Annotated in this window: 16 protein-coding genes and 7 tRNA genes; 16 read left to right on the top strand and 7 right to left on the bottom strand. The window is 35.4% G+C overall.

The annotated features are described in order from the left end of the window. Positions 1–93 precede the first annotated feature (93 nt). The 7 genes from bslm_RS02615 (at position 94) to bslm_RS02645 (ending at position 809) form a co-directional block, all read left to right on the top strand. A tRNA-Asn gene (locus tag bslm_RS02615) sits at positions 94–168 on the top strand. A 4-nt stretch (positions 169–172) separates the two neighbouring features. Beyond that, positions 173–263: transfer RNA gene (locus bslm_RS02620), tRNA-Ser, on the top strand. 29 nt (positions 264–292) lie between these two features. Continuing rightward, positions 293–364 (top strand) — tRNA-Glu (locus bslm_RS02625). 11 nt (positions 365–375) lie between these two features. After that, a tRNA-Gln gene (locus bslm_RS02630) sits at positions 376–450 on the top strand. A gap of 26 nt (positions 451–476) precedes the next feature. Next, positions 477–552: transfer RNA gene (locus bslm_RS02635), tRNA-Lys, on the top strand. An 11-nt stretch (positions 553–563) separates the two neighbouring features. Next, positions 564–645, top strand: a tRNA-Leu gene (locus bslm_RS02640). Between the two features lie 80 nt (positions 646–725). Then, positions 726–809, top strand: a tRNA-Leu gene (locus tag bslm_RS02645). Positions 810–1,027: 218 nt separating this feature from the next. On the opposite strand, the gene bslm_RS02650 is transcribed toward bslm_RS02645, so the two are convergent. The 3 genes from bslm_RS02650 to bslm_RS02660 form a co-directional block, all read right to left on the bottom strand. After that, on the bottom strand, positions 1,028–1,591 hold the full coding sequence (locus bslm_RS02650; RefSeq protein ID WP_015252759.1) for a GNAT family N-acetyltransferase: 564 nt from the start codon (positions 1,589–1,591) through the stop codon (positions 1,028–1,030). A gap of 198 nt (positions 1,592–1,789) precedes the next feature. Beyond that, entirely contained in the window at positions 1,790–2,308 is a 519-nt protein-coding gene (locus bslm_RS02655; protein WP_014478933.1) for a hypothetical protein, read from the bottom strand. A gap of 10 nt (positions 2,309–2,318) precedes the next feature. Then, entirely contained in the window at positions 2,319–4,040 is a 1,722-nt protein-coding gene (locus tag bslm_RS02660; RefSeq protein ID WP_046380793.1) for a ribonuclease YeeF family protein, read from the bottom strand. A 480-nt stretch (positions 4,041–4,520) separates the two neighbouring features. Here bslm_RS02660 and bslm_RS02665 point away from each other — a divergent pair, with 480 nt between their 5' ends. The 7 genes from bslm_RS02665 to cspC all read left to right on the top strand — a co-directional run bounded on the left by bslm_RS02665 (position 4,521) and on the right by cspC (position 8,832). Further along, the gene (locus bslm_RS02665) at positions 4,521–4,754 is read left to right on the top strand and encodes a helix-turn-helix transcriptional regulator (protein ID WP_029316771.1); all 234 of its coding nucleotides are present in this window, start codon (positions 4,521–4,523) and stop codon (positions 4,752–4,754) included. Then, positions 4,751–5,104, top strand: coding sequence for a hypothetical protein (locus tag bslm_RS21605; protein WP_029317379.1), 354 nt, complete (start codon positions 4,751–4,753; stop codon positions 5,102–5,104). Before bslm_RS02665 ends, bslm_RS21605 begins: the two co-directional genes overlap by 4 nt. Positions 5,105–5,928: 824 nt before the next feature. After that, on the top strand, positions 5,929–6,105 hold the full coding sequence (locus tag bslm_RS20360) for a hypothetical protein (protein WP_009966645.1): 177 nt from the start codon (positions 5,929–5,931) through the stop codon (positions 6,103–6,105). 24 nt (positions 6,106–6,129) lie between these two features. Continuing rightward, positions 6,130–6,816: a hypothetical protein gene (locus bslm_RS02680; protein ID WP_004399401.1), complete on the top strand. Its 687-nt coding sequence runs from the start codon at positions 6,130–6,132 to the stop codon at positions 6,814–6,816. Positions 6,817–7,240: 424 nt separating this feature from the next. Beyond that, positions 7,241–7,426 carry a hypothetical protein gene (locus tag bslm_RS02685; protein WP_009966647.1) on the top strand — a complete coding sequence of 62 codons (186 nt, stop codon included), beginning with the start codon at positions 7,241–7,243 and terminating at the stop codon, positions 7,424–7,426. Positions 7,427–7,775: 349 nt separating this feature from the next. Next, positions 7,776–8,369: a type 1 glutamine amidotransferase family protein gene (locus bslm_RS02690; protein WP_003234249.1), complete on the top strand. Its 594-nt coding sequence runs from the start codon at positions 7,776–7,778 to the stop codon at positions 8,367–8,369. A 262-nt stretch (positions 8,370–8,631) separates the two neighbouring features. After that, entirely contained in the window at positions 8,632–8,832 is a 201-nt protein-coding gene (cspC, locus tag bslm_RS02695; protein ID WP_003234247.1) for a cold shock protein CspC, read from the top strand. A gap of 686 nt (positions 8,833–9,518) precedes the next feature. Here cspC and bslm_RS02700 read toward each other — a convergent pair. From bslm_RS02700 to bslm_RS02715, 3 genes are all read right to left on the bottom strand, one after another. Continuing rightward, complete coding sequence (locus tag bslm_RS02700; RefSeq protein WP_080480997.1) at positions 9,519–9,980, bottom strand: CarD family transcriptional regulator; 462 nt, start codon at positions 9,978–9,980, stop codon at positions 9,519–9,521. A 572-nt stretch (positions 9,981–10,552) separates the two neighbouring features. Beyond that, positions 10,553–11,437, bottom strand: coding sequence for a DMT family transporter (locus bslm_RS02710; RefSeq protein WP_038428392.1), 885 nt, complete (start codon positions 11,435–11,437; stop codon positions 10,553–10,555). A gap of 230 nt (positions 11,438–11,667) precedes the next feature. Then, complete coding sequence (locus tag bslm_RS02715) at positions 11,668–12,543, bottom strand: AraC family transcriptional regulator (RefSeq protein WP_046380796.1); 876 nt, start codon at positions 12,541–12,543, stop codon at positions 11,668–11,670. Positions 12,544–12,655: 112 nt separating this feature from the next. On the opposite strand from bslm_RS02715, the gene bslm_RS02720 reads away from it, so the two are divergent. After that, the gene (locus tag bslm_RS02720; RefSeq protein WP_046380797.1) at positions 12,656–13,615 is read left to right on the top strand and encodes a DMT family transporter; all 960 of its coding nucleotides are present in this window, start codon (positions 12,656–12,658) and stop codon (positions 13,613–13,615) included. 152 nt (positions 13,616–13,767) lie between these two features. On the opposite strand, the gene bslm_RS02725 is transcribed toward bslm_RS02720, so the two are convergent. Further along, positions 13,768–14,640: an AraC family transcriptional regulator gene (locus bslm_RS02725; protein WP_046160082.1), complete on the bottom strand. Its 873-nt coding sequence runs from the start codon at positions 14,638–14,640 to the stop codon at positions 13,768–13,770. 226 nt (positions 14,641–14,866) lie between these two features. Between bslm_RS02725 and bslm_RS02730 the strand changes: the two genes are divergently transcribed. Then, entirely contained in the window at positions 14,867–16,255 is a 1,389-nt protein-coding gene (locus tag bslm_RS02730) for an aminotransferase-like domain-containing protein (RefSeq protein WP_032722935.1), read from the top strand. Positions 16,256–16,302: the final 47 nt, after the last annotated feature.

The following is a 16,302-nucleotide window of genomic DNA, read 5'->3' on the forward strand; positions in this document are numbered from 1 at the left end:
TTACATTATAAAAGTCGTCACGAGAGATAAATAAAAACATTTACCTCTTGACACTGCAAATCAAGGCTGATATAATAAGTCTTGTCTCATTATTCCACAGTAGCTCAGTGGTAGAGCTATCGGCTGTTAACCGATCGGTCGCAGGTTCGAATCCTGCCTGTGGAGCCATATTGGAGAAGTACTCAAGTGGCTGAAGAGGCGCCCCTGCTAAGGGTGTAGGTCGCGTAAGCGGCGCGAGGGTTCAAATCCCTCCTTCTCCGCCATAAGATTTCGATATAAGTTCTCAACCATCGGCCCGTTGGTCAAGCGGTTAAGACACCGCCCTTTCACGGCGGTAACACGGGTTCGAATCCCGTACGGGTCATTCCATTTCGTTGGGCTATAGCCAAGCGGTAAGGCAACGGACTTTGACTCCGTCATGCGTTGGTTCGAATCCAGCTAGCCCAGCCATTTTTATTTTTGAAATCTAATAGTAAGAGCCATTAGCTCAGTTGGTAGAGCATCTGACTTTTAATCAGAGGGTCGAAGGTTCGAGTCCTTCATGGCTCACCATTTGTCTTTTTGCGGGTGTGGCGGAATTGGCAGACGCGCTAGACTTAGGATCTAGTGTCTTACGACGTGGGGGTTCGAGTCCCTTCACCCGCACTTTATTTACAAAGTGCACGCAAATCTGTTTTACTAGGTTAAGAGCCTACTAAACCAGCACAACACAATTTAATGATCACGCGGTCGTGGCGGAATGGCAGACGCGCTAGGTTGAGGGCCTAGTGGGTGAATAACCCGTGGAGGTTCAAGTCCTCTCGGCCGCATCAATGATACCAAGGGTTAGAGTACCTTGGTATTTTTTGTGTCTTTTGAACAGAACGTATTTTGTGACTAAAACTGACCACTTACTTTAAGTAGGTGGTCTGATTTGTCCGCAAAAGTATATAGTTTAATAATAAAAAGGGCATTGTATATTAGCATACAAAATATGTTATGCCCTTTTTTGTTTTAATAACGCCTCCGTTATTTTAAGGGTACAATGTTACTTTATTATGGAATAAAAACAAGTGTCGGTCAGCTTGCTTCCATCTGCGGATAAATCATCATTTCTTAAAGTGCCTTCGAATACAAAACCAAGTTTTTCTGGAATAGCACGACTTTTAAGGTTTGTCGATTCACACCTTATTTCAATTCTTCTAAATTTGATATTGTTTAACCCAAAGTCAGCTAATTTCTTTACTGCTTCTACCATATACCCATTCCCGCTAAATGTGGTATTTCCCCAGTATCCAATTTCACATTTAGGTATGTCCCAGTCAATCCCCTGAAGGCTAGTTATTCCAATAAAGCCCTTGGTATCTTTATTAAAAATAAGAAAACGAAAACTTTTTCTTTTTAGAAAATTTATATGGGCAAGTCTTAAATTTATCTCTGTTTCTTCAACAGTGGGAAGTTTTTGAGCAAATGGCAACCACGCTTTTAATTCATTAAAGGAATCCCTAATTGCTTGGTTTACAATTTTCCCGTCTCCTGTTTGGTGTGGTGCCCGAAGGATTAGTCTTTCTGTTTCCAATTGTAAAGGCACATCTAACAATAAAGGATTCATTTGATTTCTCCTCTCGGAAGTTCAATGTTAAAAATTGAAAATAAGTAATGAAAACTCTTATCTCTAAGAAATAATTTTTGAGGACGAGTTACAACTTCTTGGTATCTATTTGTTTATCTATGACACCTCCAGTAAGAATTGAATATTTTTTATTCTCATCAAAGAATTTTTTTACTCTAGAGTAATTCACATTTAGCCTCACATACATTTAATTTTGGTTTGCAATTCATCGATCTTATTAAGTTCATACTCATAATCACAGTTACCTTCTAAAACAAAATTCATAGTTTCAAAGAAACTTTTCGCATTCTTTAAGAGTGATTCAAAAAAATCAAGTTTCGGTAGTAATACTTTTTGTTTTTGGTCAATTTCAAATAACAACATATCGTTCGATATTGATTTCATTTTCAATAGAAGGGGTTGATCTGGAAAATAAGTTTCGCTTTTTCCTGTTTCAATAGCTTCTTCAATTAGATTTAAAAAATAAGCCCACAATTGGTCAACCAAGTCCCACATAGTGACATCAAGCAAATCTTGTTCACCATATTTTAAAATAATCGCCCCAGATAAATAGTAAGAGTCTAACTGTGGTTTTATGTTCTTTAGTCCCTCTATATTGCTAAGTGGAACAAAGTAATCGTCAATATTATTTTTTAAGATTGAAAGATCGTTTATCTTCTTATTTGGCCTAAGAATTAATGATTCAATATAAAACATTTTACCTCTCCTATTTTTCCGGATAGAATTGTCCTACTCTTCCTTTTTGAAAGCCTACAACATATTGTTGACCCTCATATGATCCTCTAATTTGATAACTAAATTTAGTTCCTTTTTTCGTTAACTCTTCACGGTTTTGTTTCATAATTGATTCTATCGCATCTGCAACATCGTTAACAGTCATCTCTTTATTGAGAAAAGATTGTTGAGACTTAATTGAACCATCCCATAAATTAGGATGATGGCGCTCTAAAAAATGCTTCATTCCTCGCTTATCAATGAGGAATGATTGTCCTCCAAAAGTGTATTTTCTGCTTTGGAAAGTTTTTAATTCGTTTACAACTTCATGCGGTTTAGCTTTCTTTAATCCTTGTACAGTAGACGAGTTCTTAAATATTTCAAGTGCAGAGTTTTTATAATTCTCTCCATCAAGCACGTTAAAAGGAAAAGTCCCTGAACCACCAGCCATTGCGTACTGTTGTTCAAAAACACTTGGTATTTTAACGTATTCAATACCTTTTTTTATTCCTGTTTTTGAAACTTCAAGTGTCTTAAGTGCAGCAACTTTTGAACCGGCTTTTGCAACTTTGGATACTTTATCAATACCTTTCGGACCAACTATTGCAAGAACAACAGTACTGCCGACATAGGAAACCCATTTTGCTCTGCTGTGGCTATCTCCATTAATCATTTCACGTTGAAATGTGTCTTCTATGTCTTTTGCTATGATCTTATAAGTATCGATTGGATGTAAGGCTGCGTTCACAGTTCCAGAAAGCGATTCAATCGGGTGTCTTGCAAGTTGATAGAGACCCATCACTGTATCTTTACCTGCTTCATACATTCCCATTGCAATACCTTTTCCAATTTCAGCTTTTTGTTGGAGTTCTTCGAGTTGGCGGAAATAAACTTGCTGCTCAGGTTCCAAATTCTCGTATCCTATTTTCTTCGCAATTTTTAAATACTCGTCTGGATCTGTTACCTTTACAAGCTGCTTTTTCAAATCTTTTATCTCACATTTGTTAGCTTCCTCTTTTTTGATCTTTAAATATGCTTCAGATTGCTTTTCGATATCGCCTTTTTTCTTATGTATATCGCTCTCACGATATGCCTTGGCATTATAGTGAAGGGGTGTAGCATTCTTGCCCTTACCTGTTGATTCCTGTAACTTTTGAAAGTCTGCTTTAATGAATTGTTCGTTAGGTTCAGTTATCGCATATTCAGTTTTTAAGTTTTCATCCACATCGCCTATTTTATCAACAGTCTTTTTCCGTTTGTTTTCGGCAGAAGAGAGTTCATCTTTAAAAGTCTCTGTTGAAAATAAATCAAGTGTAAGAATGTCATCGATATCATTCAGAATATCTTTCATTGCTTTCTTCTGCTCAGACATAATTGATTTTGATTTTTTATATGCGTTTGTTAGTTCATGTTCTAAGAAGGATTCCTCGATATATGCGTCAGATAAGCTGGCATCTTCTAAAACACCGGAGATACTAGTAAGGAAAGCGATCTTCATTTCAATTAAATCAATCCATTGATCAGTGACACCCACATGATCGTGATAAAAAGCTTTAATATTGTTTGCTCCCTTGCCAGAGAACTCACTGTCATCAAGATCGGCAACAGCCTTAAATGCTTTTCTTAGCTTAATCATTTGATTTTTCAATTCTTTATAATCTTTTGCGCGGTTTTCAGCTTCAGATAACAAAGACTTAGCTTCAAATACCTTCATTGTCCAATCCTTACAGTAAGTTTATATCTAAATATTACCATGGAATAGATATGAAGTTTAAGGGGTAGGGAACGAATCTTAGATTATTTGAACATAATGAGAGTGGGAGAAATATGAAGTAAGGGTGTTTTTTTGCTCACCAATTATTAACGTAAAGAGAAGTTAGAAAGTGTAATGAAAATATTCTTACATAATCAGTGATTCTGTATTCTTTTGTTTGCTCTACAACTTCAGCGCCTCAGAGTCATAACCAAGAATCATTATTCTGTATGCGCCATCAAAACCGTGTTCTTTTAAAAATATAAATTACACTAGATCGAACCTGACGGAATCATGAATTTCGTCAGGTTCTTTCTGCATTCTGGTTCATGATTAAATCAAAGTAATCTTAATAAACATAAAAGTATTTTATATTTTTATATAAGTTTACTTTACTTTTTTATAAGGTGAGTTTATAATTTGGTTCAAGAGGTGATGGTCATGAAGAAAGATTTTGGTGATTCGATCTCAAATAAGGTTTATGAATATCGTGTACTTGCCAGATTGTCTCAGCAAGAATTAGCAAAGAAAGTCGGGGTTTCCAAACAAACCATCTTTGTAATGGAGAAAGGAAATTATGTTCCGACTCTGCTGTTAGCTTTTCGAATTGCCGAATTTTTCAAAGTGGATGTAAACGAGATTTTTACTTATGAGAAAGGAAATGATCAAAAATGAAAATGAATTCGATCACAGATACGATCACCAACGCAATTTTTTCCCCTTTAAAGTCCTGGGCTGAACATTCTCCGGGAAATTGGAATATTCTTATTGGCAGTGGGTTTGTATTGCTTGTAGTCGGATTGATTCTGACATTCGTATTTACTAAAAAAATGGGTAAGACTGACGAAAGAACAAACCAAATCGCTTTAAAAGGTAGTCTCTGTACGTTATGTGCACTAATTTTTTGCGACTTGCTTTTCCCAAAAGAATATATGTGGCAAGTTTTCTTCTTATTTAAGTATTCTATTGCATTCTTCGCTTCAGCAATCTATCTAGCAGTTCGATATAAAAAAGATTTTTTGTGAATTCAATTACCGAGAAAGATAGTGTCTCTGTAGTTTTAATTGTTTTAGGAGAGGGAACGAATATGAAATCATTTTATAATGAGATTTGGAGATGTGGGAAAGTATGGGGGTTTTTTGCCGCCAATTATTAACCATAATTCATACAACCTTATAGAAATGATGTAAAGTGGAGTTAGAAAGTGTAATGAAAACAAGCTTTCATAATCAATGATATGGATTTACAATGTTGAGGGCCCAGTGGGGGGAATAACCCGTAAAGTTCAAGTTCGCTCGGCCGCACCCCAATAATACCAAGGGTTTACCATCTTTGGTGTTATTTTTTTATGCAGAAAAACGACTATGGAAGATCGTATGCTAACCAATACTCACCAGTTATTTAAAACCACTTATTATATTTCATATTCCCCTGTATCCCCAAACCAAATAATTCAAAAAACGGTATCCTACATAGAACAGGAGTCAGATTTCTTTTTTTGAACATTTTCATCACCTCTCCATATTATCAACAAACACGAAAAGGATTTTAATGAAAATAAAATGATTAGCGTATGTATCTCTAATTTTCAAAATGAATGAATAGTCCTTTTTAAGATTTACACACTTATTCTCCAAGGAAAAATGACTCAATTTTTCGATTTTTTATGTAAATCAAAAAAGAATCATGTTAGAGTAGGTGTGCTGAAAATAATTCAAAAAATTATTTTGCGATATGATTAAAGTAATATTGCCAGAGAGTTTCAATTGGACAAAATTGTAAGTGTTTAATACACTGGGGCTGCAATCAAATATGCACCTGGAATCAATTGCTAAACGGGGGAGTTTATATGAACAACAAGAAAAATATCTTTGATATTGTTATGTACATTATTTTCGGTGTGTTAAGTCTTTTTCTAGTTGCAAAAACTGATTATGGCACTGGAGTTTTAGTGTTTGTTGCAATTTTATACCTCGCTGTTATTGCTTATAAAATTAAGCAAGTATTTAGTAATTCAGATTCTTAAGGTGTAACACAAGGAGGATTTCAATTGAGAAAGAAAAGAGTTATTACTTGTGTTATGGCTGCATCATTGACTTTAGGCTCACTTTTACCTGCAGGTTACGCTTCTGCAAAGGAGGACTCTAAGACAACCCCTTCTTACGAAGAACTAGCTCTACATTACAAAATGAAAAGTGAAAAGATTTCATCGAACGGGAAATTAGTTGAAATTGAGTATGTGAGTGGAAATGAAACTCACAAAGTTCAGATGAACGGAAATAATCATACTGTAAAAGTCGATGGCATAGAACAAAAAGGTTTAAACTTTGAGTATGATGAAAATGTTGCTAAAAGAACAAATTATGAAAACAATAATTTGAAATCAAATGAATTCACAACACAGGCTGCAAAACCTAAAAAGGGATACCATTATGTGGGGACTTTATCTGGGCATACAAAAGCAGCTAAAAATGCGTTATCAGTTACAATGTCATTAGTCGGTATTGTCCCTGGCTTGGGATGGGGGAGTAAGGCTGCCACTATTTTATTCTCTTATTGGGCAAAAGAACAAATCCCTGATGCGTATTATAAATATGATTTATACGAAAAAGGAGCAATGACTGATAGTTGGTATCAGTATGCTACAGTTCAATTTTTTGAAGATAAAGCTCATAAAAAGAAAATGGGCAAACCTTGGACAAGTACTCCTGCAAAAGTAGATTTACCTAATAGCTAATTTTAAAATCACTTTGTCTTTATAAAGGACAAAGTGATTTTTTGTTATACAGAAGTAAAATCCCTCGTCTGAGGAATCTTGGAAAAAACTTGGTTCAATTTTGATATAACATGTTTTTTTCTTGCTAATTTAGTTTTTCTATGTATCGCTACACATTCTAAATAATAAGATATTAGCCGGACGGTTGATGCCAAGCTCAAAAGTTTATATGGAAGTCAAAGCATAAAAAAGGGTGTTACAACGTGTAGTCTTCTTTTTATTTTGCCAACGTAACAAGTGTGAAAGTAATGATTTGTAGGATCAGTTAAGAAAGGTTTAAGATTAGATATTGAAAAATTTTATATATTTTCAATAAAATACTGGTACTATAATAAATGTATACAGATTGTATGGAGATGTAATTAATTAAAAAGGAGTTTTTTAATTGCGTTGGAGTAAATGGTTCAATGTTTTTTGTATAGTAGCATTGGGATCAATATATGGTTATAAATTATTTACTAACCAAGAAGTCAGTACTACTCGTTTAATAATAGCTTCTGTAATTGTGTTGTGGAATATTGTTGGACTTTTTAGCAAAGAATCAGTAAAACAAGCACAGCAAGCAAATTAAAAGTCATAAAGTTGGGAAAGAAGGATGTTACTTATGTAGTATCCTTCTTTATTATTCCTTGAAAAATGAAACAAATTGGAGATTACAGCTTATATAATCAATTGAAGTCGTTGATTATTTTCATGAACAGGAGATTTAATGCTTTCTGATGAAATATTATCGTATGAATGTTGCAAGAGGAAACGTTACTCAAAGATTACAGGGATGTGATGAACACTCCTCTTTATCGCACTCACCTGACCCCAAATTGTTGGGGAAGGGCAGGTACGGAAGATAGAGTATTTTTTCTTCGTAACAAATCGAAAAGGTTGGATAATAAAAAACTTATAATCTAAGGCGGTATATAGTTGTGAAAAAGGCGTTATTTCTTATATTAGACCAGTATGCAGATTGGGAAGGTGTTTACTTAGCATCTGCATTAAATCAAAGAGAAGATTGGTCGGTTCACACTGTTTCTTTAGACCCTATTGTAAGCTCAATAGGTGGTTTTAAAACATCTGTCGATTACATAATAGGGTTAGAACCTGCAAATTTTAATTTGCTAGTTATGATTGGCGGGGATTCCTGGAGTAATGACAATAAAAAACTATTACATTTTGTAAAAACTGCATTTCAAAAAAACATTCCAATAGCAGCGATATGCGGTGCAGTGGATTTTTTGGCGAAGAATGGTTTGCTGAATAATCATAGCCATACAGGTAATTTTGTTTACTTATGGAAAGATTACAAACAATATAAACCGATTAGCAGTTTTGTAGAGAAACAAGCAGTAAGAGATAAAAATTTGGTTACTGCTAATGGAACTGCCCCTATTGAATTTACTAATTTAATTTTAGAGATGATTGATTTTGATACTCCTGAGAACATAGAGAAAATGATGTATATGAATCGTTATGGTTTTTATCATTTTTGTGATAAATATGGAAATCCATTTGTTGATTAATTTGCTGGAAATGATTTTCCCGAATAGGGGGCTTTGCGATTGAGTTGAATTTCCTAATAAAGCAAAGAAAGATGATTTGAGGTCAAGTTTAACAAATAATGCCATCAATATTAATTTGCAGTTATTTCCGATACCTGATATAATAAAGAAGAATTATTTTTGTTCGGTGTAAAGGATAGTATGAAGATTGACTTTTCGTCTTGATGATACTTTGGGCAAGGATAGTATATACTGTGTGGTTACACACTAGGAGGCAACAAAAATGGAACAAGGTACAGTTAAATGGTTTAATGCAGAAAAAGGTTTTGGCTTTATCGAACGCGAAAATGGAGACGATGTATTCGTACACTTTTCTGCAATCCAAAGTGACGGATTCAAATCTTTAGACGAAGGTCAAAAAGTATCGTTTGACGTTGAGCAAGGTGCTCGTGGAGCTCAAGCTGCTAACGTTCAAAAAGCTTAATCTTCAATCGTTTATACAAACAGGCTCTTTATATAGGGCCTGTTTTTTTATGTCTATATCATACTCAATAAAAAACCCTACTCAACGTTCGAGTAGGGAGATGCTACAAGGTAATAGAAAAAGATTTAAAACTTCAAAGGTTTGTTTACAGTATAACATACTGGATTGACAATATGCGGAATGTATATAAAATATTTATTTTTTTGTTCAAATATAGATAACTGACTCTTTTTTTCACTAACCTGTTCGTTCATTTAAGTAAGATTAGATGAATTATAAAAATGGTTTCATCTAAATGTTATCAACTCGCATATCTCTTTTATGAGAAGAAGATAAACAATTATTATTCAATGTGGCAGTGGATATAAGAAATTCTTAAAAATAATGAGGAGATCGATTGTTTTTTTCTCCTGGAAATAATCACTTAGAGATACCTAAAACAATGAAAGCCCTACCTCTCTTCCATCCTTACGGCTCCTTGTCCGTGCCAGTGTGAATCAGGATACTAAAAAAAGTGACTATTTTATTGAGTTTTTTGGTAAAACTTCAATCTTCGCAGAAGAAATGTAAATAATAAAAATGGATTAGAATGTAGGAATAACAAAAGAGGTCGTTAATGTTCTAAACATAAGTTGGAGAAGATTTGCTTTTCATCATAATATTCCGAAATATCTTTTGGGATGTATCTAACCAAAACTTTTTATTTGTTTTTCAGTGATTCCTTTAATTACTTCCAGTTCACTAATCAAAAATTCATATGCATTATCCAGCATTTTTTTTTCGCTTGCATTAAGTGCTTTTTCTTCCTTCATACGCATTAAATCACGTACAACTTCAGCGCCTTCTTGTATTTCACCTGTTTTTATTTTGTCCGTGTTTATTTTATACCTTTGCTTCCATGGCAGTAACCTATCCGATTCTCCATGCTGAAAAATGTCCATAATGTGTTTTAATGCAAGTATATCGGTAACTGGTCGTATATTCGAACTCAATATTTTACTCGTTGGAATCATAACGGTCATATTACTGATTGACATTCTTATGACATAATACTGTTGTTTTTCCTCTAAGAATTCTTTTTCTTCTATGGCTTCAATTATACCTGCTCCGTGCATTGGATAAACAATGTTATCGCCAATTTGAAACATATCATCCACCTCCATATATGGTAACCTTCTTAAGATTACCATATATGGAGGTGTAATATCAAAATTTTAATAATAACATGATCGAATTTTTGATGTCAATAACTTTTTTGGAAAAACAGATCAAGCAAAAACAATAGGGAACGTGTCGGATTTCCAATCAAGGAAAAGGTCAATTGATCCGTGTGATCAGTTTTTCATTGGCTCAATGACATCACAGAAATGATTTGAGTAGAAATAAGAAGGAACGATATTTGTGAAATGTCAGCTAAAAATAATAAAAGCACATGATTAAGTTCTAATTTCTTTACCGATTTGATATGGATAACGGCCCACTTACTTAATGATGCATTTTCACTTATCTTGTGAACAGAAAAAGGTTTGTTGATAAACATTTAGCCACCAAATTGGCATTATTATCATGGAAATTGACAACCTTCAAATGGGTATTGAGGTGAAAAGAAAAATAAAGAAAGGAGAGATTATAAATGAAGACCAGAACATAAAGAAGTGAAGGGGAAAGAACAAGGTTAATTGAAAAGCAAACTATATAAAATAGTTTGCTTTTCTTTTTGTTATGAATTCACTTCTTTTTCTTTCTCTTTAATGACTAATAAAACACCGCTCAGAATTAAAAACGAACCTATCCAAAATGTCCCGCCTATTTGTTCTCCAAGCAGAATCCATCCGAGTAAGGTTCCAACCAGAGGCTGAAAAAAGAAAAAGAGGCCTCCACTTGAGGCATTTAATAACTGTAAGCCTCGGTTCCACAATAAAAAAGCACAAGCGGTTGAAACAATTCCCAAATACAAAAGACCACCTAGAATTTTAGGGTCAAGCAGTTGTGATGTAAAAATGGTGCTAGGTTTTACAAAAGGAGTTAGCGCCACAATGGCCACAAAAGTTGAATATGTTGTAACAAGTATTGGTGAATAACTGCTTGGAACGCGTTTGATCAGCACTGACATAAGTGCCCATGTAAGGGCTGCAACAAGCAGAGAAATACCGCCAAGCTGATGAGATGTATCAATATGTCCGTTTCCCACAATAAAGAATACACCTATGGTCGCTAAAATAATTGAGGTTCCTTTTTTGATAGTCAATGGTTCTTTAAGTAATAGACGAGCAAAAATAACCATGAACGCTGGTGTGGAGGACGTAATAATTGCTCCCATTTGTGCTGAAGACAACATCGTTCCATATTCTTGTGTAACAATTGAAATGGTGTTGCCAACAATTCCAATGGCCACAATTAATAAAAGATCGCGCTTATGAATTTTCCAAGATTGTTTCCTTATTAAACCAACAATAAGAAGCGCAAGGATGGCGATGACATACCTGGTCCAAACCAATTCAAAAGGCGGAATCACTGCGACAACAACCTTAACCACAACATACATGCCACCCCAGATACTAGCGGCTAAAGCTAAATATATAGAACCTAACAGGGTATTTTTCATTTTTTTGTTCCCTCCGTATTTAAAATTAGGTCAATAAATGCCCTAACGGAGAGAAGTAGTCACTTTACTCCATTAAGGGCGGAGAAGTGCTACTGGAACATCATTTTCAAATAGTGGAGCTAAAAACATGTTATGATCACCTCGATTTTTAAGAATGACTATCATTATACAATGTTGGTTATAAAGCCGTAAACACCTTAAGGGGACTCCGTTTATTAATAGAATAAACTTTATGAATTCATTTTTTTGTATGATAATGGCGTCATATTCATCGCTTGTTGAAATTTACTTATGAAATAACTGGTACTGTTAAATCCAACTTGATAAGACACTTCTGTCACATTGGATTCAGGGTGTTGCAGTAATAATAAGCTTTTTTGAATTCTATAATCCATTACATAACGTAATGGCGTCTTATTCAGCATTCGTTTAAAATAACGGCAGCACTCAGAACGGCTCAGTTGGCCAGCTTTTGCAATGTCCTCTAATGTGATTTTTTCAGCATAATGGAGATGGATCCAGTTTAACATTTGTTTCATTCGATGACTTTTTATCATTTCAGATTGATCGTACTCTAATTGAAAACCATTAACGACCAGGTTTTTCCACATTAACGTTAATTGCATCGTAATGTCAATCTCATAGAGCGATGTCTTTTGTTGAATCAATTGATTTATTTTTTTAACAGCATCTAGAATATTTTTTGCCCACTGTTGATTTCCATCCAAAAATAAATAGGGCAAATTGGTTGAAAACATATAGGGCTGAACATAGCTGGAATACAGTTCTTGAGATAAAACGAAATGGGGTGACACATTCAAGCAAATATACGTACAATCCGAGCCTTCCTTTTCTTCGGCCATGTGCAGGCAGCCGCTATTGATAAATAATCCATCCCCTTCGTGAACCTCTATTTTTTCTTCATTTATTTGAAAGAGAGCTATCCCTTTTAGTATCAAAACAAATTGGATTTCATCATGCCAATGAAGCGGAATATAGCCATTTATATTTTGATTGATCGTTGTCTTGTAGCAGGCAACTGGCAATTCTACCGTTCGGTGCTCTGTTAATTCTTTTAAATTTTGATCGATCACAAAATTCTTCATTCTGACTTCACACCTCAATATATTTATATTTTTTCATTCAATTTGAGTATTTTTTATCATGTTTTGCATTTATTATAACACTATTATTATATTTATTAGTGAGGAGTCATGTATGAATACTTCCAATAGAAGAATGGGATTGTTCTATGTTATCACAGGGGCGACATGTTGGGGGATTGGAGGCACAGTAGCCAAAAAACTTTTTCAAGAATATCAAATTGATGTCAATTGGCTTGTAACGACACGCTTGCTTACGGCTGGAATGTTACTTTTAATGCTGCAACTGTTCAGAAAGGATCGTTCCCAGGTTATTGAGGTTTGGAAAAACAAAGCGTCGGCTGTCCAGCTTCTTATTTTTGGCCTATTGGGAATGCTAGCTGTGCAGTACACATATATGGCATCCATTCAACATGGGAATGCTGCCGTTGCTACATTATTGCAATATTTATCCCCAGTAATCGTCATTATCTACACGCTTTTGCGAAAACAAACGGTTCTTGCCAAACAAGATATCATTACTGTTGTACTTGCTTTAGTGGGTTGCTTTTTTTTGTTAACAAATGGTTCAATGTCTCAACTTTCAGTGCCGGCAGCTGCAGTAGTATGGGGAGTTTTATCAGGATTCGCGGCAGCTTTTTATACTTTGTATGCCGTTGGTTTATTACATAAATTTGATTCTCTTGTCGTTGTAGGTTGGGCTATGATTATTGGCGGTTTTGCATTGGGTTTTATCCATCCGCCATGGCAACTGGATTTTCAACGATTAACTGCTGAGGCGTATGCATATATTTTATTTGTGATATTATTTGGAACAATGATTGCGTTCTGGTTCTTCATAAAAAGCTTGGAAAGCCTTTCTCCCAAAGAAACAAGCCTATTAGGCAGTTTAGAACCTCTATCCGCTGTTGTAACAACTGTCGTTTGGTTAAAAGCGCCATTTGGTTCTTTTCAATGGATTGGTGCTATTTGTATTATAGGGATAACTTTAATATTGGCTTTACATAAAGAGCCTTCTATGGAGAGTGAAAAATCGATATTAAAGATTAGGAATCATGCAAATCGGGATATATAGGGGCTTTTTTTGCTTACATGACCGGTCCGACAATGAAAAACACTGGTGGAGTTTGAGCCCTCTCGGCAATATCAAAAATACCAAGGGTTTTGACGCCCTTGGTATTTTTTCTTCAAGAACCTTCAATTTTTCTTCTCTGATCGAAAAACGTATTACTTTTTTGTAATTGGTATCCAAATTTCACTTTTAAAAGATGGTGATGTTACATCCTTATGCTCGTTCCACAATATTTCTGGACCTTCTATTTGTTCGTAATTTGACGATGGAAACCATTCGGAATAAATGCGTCCCCATACTTCTTGCAGTGTATCCGGAAATGGCCCGATTGATTCGAATACAGCCCATGTTGAGGCAGGAACTTCAAGCCGTGAGAAATTATCTGGACACTGTTTCGTTGTGGCTGCGCCAATATAGTGATCGAGCTCTCCTTTTTCCTCTGTCCGACCTTCAGAAAAATTGGTGGATGCACTAATGAGGCCTGATGGTGCTACATTAGAAAGCTCTTTTAGTTTATTTATTGCTTTTTCATCTAAACTTTCCCACATAGATGCAATCTCCGGATTAATCCCTTTAAAAATAATAGGAACTCTTTTTTTAATGCCAACGATGCGAAATGCCTCTTTTTCTTCAATACGGTAGTTCATTTCATTTCCTCCTTTAATTGTTAGCTGGAAGGTCATTCGTGGATAAGCTTTAAGGGAATGGCCATTAAGTCTGGCTTTTGATGGGTTTATGCCATGTAAATTTTGGAATGCCCGTGCAAAAGAATCAGGTGAGTTATAACCGTACTTTATTGCAATATCAATCACTTTTACATTGCTGTCTTTCAGTTCAAAAGCTGCAAGAGTAAGACGTCTGCGACGAATATATTCCGATAATGAAATACCTGCAAGGAAGGAAAACATCCTTTTAAAATGATATTCAGAGCAGAAAGCAAGCTTTGCTGCCTCTTGAAAATCAATATCATTAGTGAGGTTTTCTTCAATATACTTTAACGCCCTATTCATACTTTTAAGCAAATCCATTTATTTGGCCTCCTTTAACCAAAGAATAACAGGAGTGAAATGTATTTATCCGACATTCTGTGCACAGTTTTGCAGGATGACTTATATGAAATAAAGTAAGTGATTCACTTGTATTTGTACAGGTTTTATTGAAGCATGCTGTTCATAAAAAGGCATCAATAAAAGAAAGTTATAATTGTCTTATAAACGGCACATTCATATAATTGAGTGAAAAAGGATGCGTATCATGCCTATCAATTCTTTTGAAAATTATCCGATGAGCTGGAAGCCATCGATTGATAAAGCTGAAAAGCCTATTTATAAAGCACTTGCAGGGCAATTGGAACAGGATATTTTAAACGGAGTTTTATTACCTGGAACAAAACTTCCTCCGCAGCGAGAATTGGCTGATTATTTAGATTTAAATGTGAGTACGATTTCAAAAGCATTTAAAGTGTGTGAGTTAAAGGGGTTGTTAAGTGCGACTGTAGGGAGCGGCACATTTGTATCGTATGATGCGTTATCGAATGCGTATTTACTTGAGGATACAAAGCCGAAACATTTAATTGAAATGGGAGCAATACTTCCAGATCACGCTTCATATGAGCCCTTGTTACACCAACTAAAAAACATGGTTCAGGAGGAGGATTATGAAAAATGGTTTAGCTATGGCCGGGCAGGTGAAAGCCTTTGGCAAAAAGATGCAGCTGTAAAGCTCATCCAAAGAGGCGGGTTTGAAACAACTGTTGAACACATTTTATTTGCAAATGGAGGCCAAAATGCGATTGCAGCGACATTGGCGAGTCTTTGTAAGCCTGGAGACCGCATCGGAGTTGACCATCATACGTACCCTGGTTTAAAAACTGTTGCATCATTGCTTAGTGTGCAAATCGTACCGATAAAATCAGAGAACGATGAAATGAGTCCGGAGTCACTTGAATATGCGTGTAAAAATGAAAATATTAAAGGTTTGTATTTAATCCCGGATTATCATAATCCGACGACTTCCTTTATGTCTGTTGAGAATCGAAGAATGGTTGCAGACATTGCAAAGAAATATAATCTGTTTGTTATTGAGGATGCATCGTACCATCTTCTTAGCAAAAAGCCGCTTCCGGCACTCGCCTCATTCGCACCGCAACAGGTTATCCATATTGCAAGTTTATCAAAATCGTTAGCGCCAGGCCTGCGTTTGGCTTATGTAGCAGTGCCGAGACAATATAAGGAGCCAATATCAAAGGCGCTTTATAATTTAAATATAACTGTTTCCCCGCTATTAGCTGAACTTACTGCTCGCACGATTGTATCAAATCAATTTGAAGTCTTAATTGAGAGTCATCGTGAACAAACCATTCGCAGAAATCAACTCGTAAACCGATATGTTGCGGGATATACATGTTTAGGTGTTGAAACAGGCATTTTTCGCTGGTTGTTGTTACCGGGTAAAATGTCTGGTGCCGAATTTGAAGAATTGGCTGCTCGACATGGCGTGCAAGTGTATGCGGCTGAACGCTTTGTAGTGGGAAATAGTTGTCCTGAAAGGGCTGTAAGGGTTTCTGTCTGTGCACCAAAAACACTTGAAGAGCTTGAACAAGGATTAATGATCCTGAGACGTTTGCTAGACGATCTTACCTAATATTGTTTGCCATACAATTAAGACATTGTATGGCTTTTTTGTGCGTG

It is taken from the genome of Bacillus sp. LM 4-2, assembly GCF_000978495.1.
In the GTDB taxonomy this organism is placed as follows: Bacteria; Bacillota; Bacilli; order Bacillales; family Bacillaceae; genus Bacillus; species Bacillus subtilis.

Bases quoted from the DNA above. Each gene is read 5' to 3' on its own strand.
- bslm_RS02655 (WP_014478933.1), bottom strand. From the start codon at position 2,308: ATGTTTTATATTGAATCATTAATTCTTAGGCCAAATAAGAAGATAAAC.
- bslm_RS02665 (WP_029316771.1), top strand. From the start codon at position 4,521: ATGAAGAAAGATTTTGGTGATTCGATCTCAAATAAGGTTTATGAATAT.
- bslm_RS21605 (WP_029317379.1), top strand. From the start codon at position 4,751: ATGAAAATGAATTCGATCACAGATACGATCACCAACGCAATTTTTTCC.
- bslm_RS02725 (WP_046160082.1), bottom strand. From the start codon at position 14,640: ATGGATTTGCTTAAAAGTATGAATAGGGCGTTAAAGTATATTGAAGAA.
- bslm_RS02710 (WP_038428392.1), bottom strand. From the start codon at position 11,437: ATGAAAAATACCCTGTTAGGTTCTATATATTTAGCTTTAGCCGCTAGT.
- bslm_RS02650 (WP_015252759.1), bottom strand. From the start codon at position 1,591: ATGAATCCTTTATTGTTAGATGTGCCTTTACAATTGGAAACAGAAAGA.
- bslm_RS02715 (WP_046380796.1), bottom strand. From the start codon at position 12,543: ATGAAGAATTTTGTGATCGATCAAAATTTAAAAGAATTAACAGAGCAC.
- cspC (WP_003234247.1), top strand. From the start codon at position 8,632: ATGGAACAAGGTACAGTTAAATGGTTTAATGCAGAAAAAGGTTTTGGC.
- bslm_RS02730 (WP_032722935.1), top strand. From the start codon at position 14,867: ATGCCTATCAATTCTTTTGAAAATTATCCGATGAGCTGGAAGCCATCG.
- bslm_RS20360 (WP_009966645.1), top strand. From the start codon at position 5,929: ATGAACAACAAGAAAAATATCTTTGATATTGTTATGTACATTATTTTC.
- bslm_RS02660 (WP_046380793.1), bottom strand. From the start codon at position 4,040: ATGAAGGTATTTGAAGCTAAGTCTTTGTTATCTGAAGCTGAAAACCGC.
- bslm_RS02720 (WP_046380797.1), top strand. From the start codon at position 12,656: ATGAATACTTCCAATAGAAGAATGGGATTGTTCTATGTTATCACAGGG.
- bslm_RS02700 (WP_080480997.1), bottom strand. From the start codon at position 9,980: ATGTTTCAAATTGGCGATAACATTGTTTATCCAATGCACGGAGCAGGT.